The organism is Mesorhizobium sp. M0136 (assembly GCF_040322515.1).
In the GTDB taxonomy this organism is placed as follows: domain Bacteria; phylum Pseudomonadota; class Alphaproteobacteria; order Rhizobiales; family Rhizobiaceae; genus Mesorhizobium.
Window position 1 is genome coordinate 23,335 of sequence record NZ_JAMYTP010000040.1, and the last position, 7,015, is coordinate 30,349.

The window sequence follows — 7,015 nt, forward strand, 5'->3', positions numbered from 1 at the left end:
GGCAACGCGGCGCTCTTAGTTCTTAGCCTTGCCTGATTGGAACCTGCCGAGATCGGCCTCGTTTGGCTGAAGCCATGGCAAAAACCGATCCGAGGACCGTCGCCAGTCTTTTGAGGGAATACGCGCAACGATCGTCCATGCGCGGCGACAATCCCTATCGCACAAAGGCATACTTGCGCGCGGCAGACAGCCTGACGGCGCTGTCGCAGCCGCTTAATCGGATCATCGCCGCCGGCGCCCTCACCAAGATCCCGGGGATCGGTGACGCGATCGCAGACATCGTGACCAAGCTTTACCAAACAGGCACGCATCCAGGACTTGAGAAGTTGCGCGAGGATGTTCCAGCGGGTGTGATGGAGTTGTTTGCCATACCCGGGCTTCGTCCCGATAAGATACTGAAGCTTCATCAGGCGCTCGGCGTGAACTCGCTGGCGGAGCTCGAGGCCGCAGCAAGAGAAGACCGCATACGCCCAGTCAAAGGCCTCGGCGCCGCGCTTCAGACAAAGCTCCTGCAGAACCTGGCCATCGTGCGCAGCGGCGAAACGCAATTTCACCTGCACAAGGCCGCCGCTCTTCTCGAACATGCGGTCATATCGGTGAAGCAAGAGCATCCAGACTTTTCGCGCGTCGAGATTGCAGGTGACTTTCGGCGCGGTTGCGAGCTCGTTTCTGACTTGGCCCTGGTAGCGCAGGGCAGAAATTCGACTGGAATCGAGGATACGACCCTCAGGCTTGTTGTCACGGACAGGAAGCACTTTGGCGCCAGCCTGCTCGAAGCAACCGGCTCGGCAGATCACCTTGAGCAACTAAAGACGTTCGCCGCCGACAAGGGTTTCACCCTAAACGCCGACGGGCTCCATCGCGGGAGAAAGCTGATCGCGTCAGCGACAGAAGCAGAAATCTACCAAGCTCTAGACTTGCAGTTTATCGAGCCTGAATTGCGCGAAGGCAGGGGCGAGATTGAGCGGGCGGCAAAGCAGAGGCTACCCGCCCTCATTCGGGATGAAGATCTGCATGGCATCCTGCATTCTCACACGACCGCATCCGATGGCACCGAAACGCTTGAGGCAATGGCTGAAGCCACGCGTAGGCGCGGTTTCGAATATTATGGTGTCGCCGATCATTCGCAGTCCGCTCACTACGCAGGCGGCCTTTCGTTGCAGGAGATTGCTGAACAGCACCGCGAAGCTGACCGGCTGAACAAGGCATACAATGGAAAATTTCGCATACTGAAGGGCATCGAGGCGGACATCCTGGCGGATGGCTCGCTCGATTACCCGGATCATATCTTGGAGCAGTTCGATTTCGTCGTCGCGAGCGTGCACAGCCGCTTCAACTTGCCCAAGAAGGAACAGACGGAGCGCATCATTGAAGCGATCGGAAATCCTCGGACAACAATCATCGGGCACATGACCGGTCGCCAGCTGTTGCGCCGGCCCGGTTATGATCTCGACATCGACAAAGTCCTCAAAGCGTGTGCGAAACACGGCGTCGCTGTCGAAATCAACGCTCATCCGTGGCGCCTCGACCTCGACTGGCGCTGGCATCAAAAGGCACTCGATCAGGGCTGCATCTTCAGCATCAATCCGGACGCTCATTCGATCCGCGAGCTCGACCACATGCATTGGGGTGTCGAGATGGCGCGCAAGGGCGGTGTCCCTGCGAAGCGGGTCCTGAACGCGATGCGTTTGACGGCCCTCCTTGCGCATCTCGCACGGCGCAGGCAAACGTTCTGACCTGCTTGAGCACCCGGCCTATCAGCGCAGGAGTCCGTCATTCTCAAAATCTTCCCAGCCGCGCAAACTGGAGTGCGAGTTCTCATCGGAGCCATAGCCAGCTGAAGCTGCAGTTCCGCGACCGCTTCTTTGAGCACGTTTCATAGCGGCCTTCCCCGCGGCTCGCCGCCTATTCTCTGCAGCTGTCGCTGCGTCCTGTTCGCGCCAGACCGTAACCAGGTCGCCGTCAAGCACATCCTCCACGTGCTGCGGGTCGAACACGTGAAAGGTGATGTTCCTTGCCCGCCCGCGGAGTTTCACCGTTTTCGTCCCGGCGCTCTGCAAGCGACCATCTTTCAACCAGCGGTGCCGTTCGGCCGTCGAGATCGTCAGAATGTCCTCGATTTCACGGGGGATTACGCGCAGGCCTTCGATATTCTGCAGTGCTTTGGATACGATCCCGAATACCACCTGCGCATCATTCTCGGCGCCCTCAGACAGGCGCAGGGTAAGCACGCGGGACTCGATATGGAGCAGTTTCCTGAACTCCATTGGAAGGCGGGCGCGTATTTCGAGAAAAATACCCCTCGCTCGGACGGACGATCCAAGCGTTGCAGCCGGGGTTAAAGGCCACTCTCCAATCAGCTTCGCTGTTGCATTGATTTTTCGATGCTTGGACATGGCCCTTATATAGGTCACCTATTGTCGATCGCGATGGGCCGATCGCAAAGCCAACATGGATTCTAGTCCGCCAGGGGTCTGAACCACGATGCCCAAAGGCGCAACCACGATTGTTAGCGGGGCCGCTTGCAACTTCGGCTAACAGGAAGCGGCAGAGTTGATCTCAAAGTGCGATATCAGGCGCGTTGCCGCCTGGCGGCTTTTTGGGGCCTTTGCTGTCCGTCCGGTTATTGCCGAGGGACCAGTTAAAGCCGCCGTTCGGCTCACGACCTAGTCGCTGAATACGAGGCAAGTTTATATCCCGCGGAAGCCGAGGTCGCGTCCCTACAGGTGGTGGAGCTCGGCGGTAGCGAAGCCGCTCGCGAGCGCGCCCTCGATAGCGCTGTAGCGAGCGAGCGGCTTTGCGGTGGTCATCGACAGTTCGCCAGTCCGGTCGGGTTGCTGACACCAACCTGATTCGAAGGAACCATCGATGACCGACGACATGATGAACCTGCGCGCGCTCGTGGAGAAGCCTCCGGATTCCGATCTCTTGCGAGAGATGATTGGCTTTGCCGCCGAGCGGCTGATGGAACTGGAGGTTGGGGCCGCTCTTTCTTTACTCCCGTCGCCGAATGGGATTAGTTGCGCAGCATATTCATCCGGCGTGGGAGGGTCACATGCCGATCCACCGAAAAGCCGAAGATGCAGGCGTCTTCCATCCATCTGAACTAGCGCTGCTGGGCCGCGTGTTCGACCGGCTCAAGTCCGACGCTCTATCTGAACAGCGACGCGAAGCGCTGGCGTCCCGGGTCATTGCAAATTACATGGCCGGACTAGTGGACGAGGAAGAACTTCTGTCGGCTTCCCGGCAGGCGCTTGGACGGTAAGCGAAGGCCTGAGCGAATCCTCTGGCTAGAATTGGTCCGAAACCGTACAATAGCAAATCGTTGGCAACACAACATGCCGCTGACGCTTGGGAGCGACTATCGCACTTTTGGCCCAACACGAGGCATTGGTGAAATGGCGGAAGAACAAGGGCGGCCCGGCCTGAAACCTGAAATCGTCAGCGAGCTCGCGCGAGAGTCAGGCGTATCCGAACACCAGATACGCGAGATAATGTCGCTGGTCGGCTTCGATCGCGGCTCAATCCTGAGGAAAGCTCGTCTCCTCAAAAAGAACAAGTAGGGCCGGGGCTTTTGCACGGCGTCGGGGGCATCATCCTCGAGCCAAGCCTACGTCACGCCACCGCGCGAACAGCACGTTCTTAGAGACCGCAGGATCGGCATTTCCAAGGCCGTCGAGGCCGAATGACGGTTCGGACTGCGCGGCTCGGATTATTTGAGCCGTAGGTTTTGATGCTGCCCATCGCGCCGCTGAGAACAACTCTCGATAGCGCTGATCGAAGCTGTTCCCGACTTTGGAACGCCCGGGCCGCCTTCAACGTTGTTGGGCATGGCTGACGATCGCGCAAGTCATCTGCTGGGCGTTGCAACCACCGCAAAGATCGGCAGCCATCCGATTCACCCCATGCTGATCCCTTTTCCGATCGCATTGCTCGTGTCGGTATTGCTGTCGGATTTACTGTTCTGGTCGACCGGCCATGCATTCTGGGCCGAAGCTTCCTTCTGGCTGCTCGGCTTTGCCCTGTTGATGAGCGCTGCCGCGGCGCTGGCCGGCTTTGCCGATTCTCTTGGAAATTCAAGGGTGCGGTCCATCAATGTCGCCGTGGCACCATATGGTCGGCAACGTCGCGGCCGTGGTGCTGCGCTGGCCAACTTCATCCTGCGCCTAAGCGCCGGTGCCGCCGAGGGCGCGTTGCCCTGGGGCTTGGCGCTGTCGACGATTGTCGTTCTGCTGCTCCTTTATACCGGCTGGAAAGGCGGAACGCTTGTCTACGAACACAGGGTAGGCGTCCATCCCGAATAGGGTGAGGACGTCAACTCTCGCCCGGAGCGATCCCGATAGGGTTTGACGAATGGCCGACCTGCCGGGAGCCGTCGTGGTGGTCACCGGCGCCTCCAGTGACGAGTCGGATGCGGTGAGTGGAAGAGGCCCGCCGGCTTACCCAGCCGCCTTGGGTACAACCTGTAGTGAATGGACTGGAAGACGATCTTGCCGTCCTGAATGACGAAACTGTCGGCGCCCTCAGTGGCGTCGAACCTGGACGAAGTTGCCGACCAGATCAGCAGTGTATAGGGACCGCGGACCTGTTTTGCGATGTAGTTGAACCACCTTGAGGCAGCTGCTCGCGTAGGCGTTTGGACGACAGGCGGACGGCATCATGGCCTGCTAATTCGAATTCGCGGTCAAGAGGACCACGTCCACAGCATAGTTCGCCCTAAGATCCTCCTCAATGTCGCCAGCGGCGCGAAGCCTCAGATGGTCTTCGAAAACCTCCTCTGCGGACCGAGCCATGTCATGGCTCCTTTGCAGTAGCCGGAAAGACCGTGTACAGCCGTGTCGTCCTTCGCGATACTGAACGGATGCGACGGCGGTTTGTTCCTGAGCCAACATGCGCTGGCGCCAGATTGACTTGCACCCCCGATCACAAACGAATGAGAACATTCAATCGGGGTTCTCATGGCTTCCGCCATCGATATTTCTGGCATGCTGACCAGCGACGAGGTCGGCAATGTCCAGAACTAGAGCGGCCGGCCAGGTGCGCTTGCAGCGGTGCCGGGCCTTGCGCTCCAAGGCCGTCATGGCCATCGCCAGCGACAACCACAAGGCCTGCAAAAAAGCTTCGCCTGCTGCGGTGCTAATCCGACCTCCTTGCAATGTTCAACGATCCTTTCCTGGACACACTGGGGTTTCATACCGTTGTACAACGCTTGCCAGAACGTCCTGACAGGTGCCAATCGCCCCCCCGGGATGTGGTCAGCGACGGGGAGAGAGGGCAGCACGGGTGACATCATAAAGAACGGGGCGTCCCGATCAGTCGGATGTATTCCGCCTCGGGCTGCCCATAAGAACCATCCGCCAACGCGGCCAGACCGGCTCGATCCCGGATGACGACCTCGCCGCGATTGCCCCTGATCAAGCCGCGTCCCTCCAGCTGCTGAAGCGCAACCGTGACGCCAGGGCGCCGTGTTCCAAGCATAATTGACAGAAACTCGTGCGTTGTGGCAAGTCGGCCGCCTATGACCCGATCATCACACATCAGCAACCATCTCGACATCCGCTGTTCCAAGTTTGAACGGGCATTGATCAGCGCCGTATAGCTGGTCTGAATATGAAGGTAGTGCACGTAGCGCAAAAGAAATAGCCGGAGCGTCGGGCTGCTCTCGAGGGCTTTCCTGAACGGCTCGGCGTCTATAGCAACAACTTCAGCCTTCAACTGAACAAAGCAATCGTGGGGGGACCGGTCCTCACCCATGACCAGGGCTGACCCACTCATGCCGTCAGAGCCGATAAGGCCAACCTCGGCCTCGACCTCAGCCCGAATCTTCGCCACCATTGACCCGAGACCGCTCTCGAAGAAGCAGACGGTGTCAATCGGGACCGAGGCCTGCTCCAGATTCGTCTTCAGTCCCAAGTGACGGGTTTCGAGGTGAGGCTGCAGCAACGCCAGATCCGGCGCGCTCAGGCGCCGCAACTCAAAAAGCTACTATGCTGACCAGAGAAGCTCGTCAGTCTGGCGATCATCAAGATGCTGCTAACAAGCAGTGTCCGCCTCTACCGGTCGAAGGTTGCCTTCCCAATCTGATGCGCGCCTTTTGTCGAAGCATACGGCCCCAAACTGATTCATCCTCTGGGGAAGCTAAGCGGATATCGACGCTGCCTGAAAACTTACGCGCAAGTGCTCCACACTTTCGGGGCGGCGCTTTGTCGACGCCCAGAGTAGCCAAGCACCCCTTCTCTATAGTATTCGTCTTCGCCTATTGCTCCGGAACCGCTGAAGTTTGCGGCCGATTTCGTGCTGCTTCGGCAATTTCCGGGATATGCAACTTCGATTTACGTTTGGCGCGTGCGTCGAATTCCTCTTTCTCGCAGACCCGCTTGGCGAGCGCGATGGGCACATGAATTTGCCAGAGGCACTTCTACCTCGGATATTCCAAGCTCTCTTGGATCTGCTGTTTCACTTCGTGCCTGCCAAGCGAAACGTCGACGCCGACATCCTGCGCATCTTCGGTTGTGGGTGATGCGCCTTGCCCCGGCAGATCTTGCTGCTCGGTCTGAGCAAATGACTGCACGGCAGAATTCTACAAGGCGAACACGGCTAGCCCCAAAACTCGGCAGAATACTCTCATGCCCGGCTCCTGTAGGTGCCTTAACAAGGGCAAAGTATTTGAAGCGTTCCAGAGGCGGGATGCGCGCGCTCAGCGGCAGTCGAGGTGAGTTTTTTCTGTTGGCGTGGAATACGATATGGGGACCGTGGTTGGGGCCGACAGCCGACTGTGCTGGTACATTGGAGTGGAGGAAGTTGCCTGCCGAGAAAGAAGACAAGCGAGAGACAGCGCACCTCGGATGCTCCACGAGGATTGACCGACATTGAGCGTGCGGCACGAGACGCAAAGACATACGGGAGCAGCGCCTGAAGGCCGCACTTGCTGGTACGCCTCCGGCGAAGGCCGCCTTGCGGGAGCATGGCATGGTAGCGAGGCTGCGCTCTTAAGGTCGTCCTTACGAGCGTAGTT

8 protein-coding genes are annotated in these 7,015 nt (G+C 58.8%); 4 read left to right on the top strand and 4 right to left on the bottom strand.

Annotated elements, in window-relative coordinates:
* Positions 1-74 precede the first annotated feature (74 nt).
* The gene (locus NKJ35_RS29215; RefSeq protein WP_352651043.1) at positions 75-1,736 is read left to right on the top strand and encodes a DNA polymerase/3'-5' exonuclease PolX; all 1,662 of its coding nucleotides are present in this window, start codon (positions 75-77) and stop codon (positions 1,734-1,736) included.
* Between the two features lie 21 nt (positions 1,737-1,757).
* Here the strand turns inward: NKJ35_RS29215 and NKJ35_RS29220 are convergent, their stop codons facing one another.
* Both NKJ35_RS29220 and NKJ35_RS29225 read right to left on the bottom strand, forming a co-directional pair.
* On the bottom strand, positions 1,758-2,396 hold the full coding sequence (locus NKJ35_RS29220; protein ID WP_352651045.1) for a hypothetical protein: 639 nt from the start codon (positions 2,394-2,396) through the stop codon (positions 1,758-1,760).
* A 324-nt stretch (positions 2,397-2,720) separates the two neighbouring features.
* The gene (locus NKJ35_RS29225) at positions 2,721-2,882 is read right to left on the bottom strand and encodes a hypothetical protein (RefSeq protein WP_352651047.1); all 162 of its coding nucleotides are present in this window, start codon (positions 2,880-2,882) and stop codon (positions 2,721-2,723) included.
* Between the two features lie 173 nt (positions 2,883-3,055).
* Between NKJ35_RS29225 and NKJ35_RS29230 the strand changes: the two genes are divergently transcribed.
* From NKJ35_RS29230 to NKJ35_RS29240, 3 genes are all read left to right on the top strand, one after another.
* Entirely contained in the window at positions 3,056-3,265 is a 210-nt protein-coding gene (locus NKJ35_RS29230; RefSeq protein ID WP_352651049.1) for a hypothetical protein, read from the top strand.
* A gap of 73 nt (positions 3,266-3,338) precedes the next feature.
* Positions 3,339-3,563 (top strand): hypothetical protein, encoded by a 225-nt coding sequence (locus NKJ35_RS29235; RefSeq protein ID WP_352651050.1) that lies wholly within the window; start codon positions 3,339-3,341, stop codon positions 3,561-3,563.
* Positions 3,564-3,830: 267 nt separating this feature from the next.
* The gene (locus NKJ35_RS29240) at positions 3,831-4,304 is read left to right on the top strand and encodes a DUF2231 domain-containing protein (protein ID WP_352651058.1); all 474 of its coding nucleotides are present in this window, start codon (positions 3,831-3,833) and stop codon (positions 4,302-4,304) included.
* Between the two features lie 639 nt (positions 4,305-4,943).
* On the opposite strand, the gene NKJ35_RS29245 is transcribed toward NKJ35_RS29240, so the two are convergent.
* Together NKJ35_RS29245 and NKJ35_RS29250 are read right to left on the bottom strand one after the other, a co-directional pair.
* Positions 4,944-5,114, bottom strand: coding sequence for a hypothetical protein (locus NKJ35_RS29245; protein ID WP_352651051.1), 171 nt, complete (start codon positions 5,112-5,114; stop codon positions 4,944-4,946).
* Positions 5,115-5,289: 175 nt separating this feature from the next.
* Positions 5,290-5,913: a Crp/Fnr family transcriptional regulator gene (locus NKJ35_RS29250; protein ID WP_352651052.1), complete on the bottom strand. Its 624-nt coding sequence runs from the start codon at positions 5,911-5,913 to the stop codon at positions 5,290-5,292.
* Positions 5,914-7,015 lie beyond the last annotated feature (1,102 nt).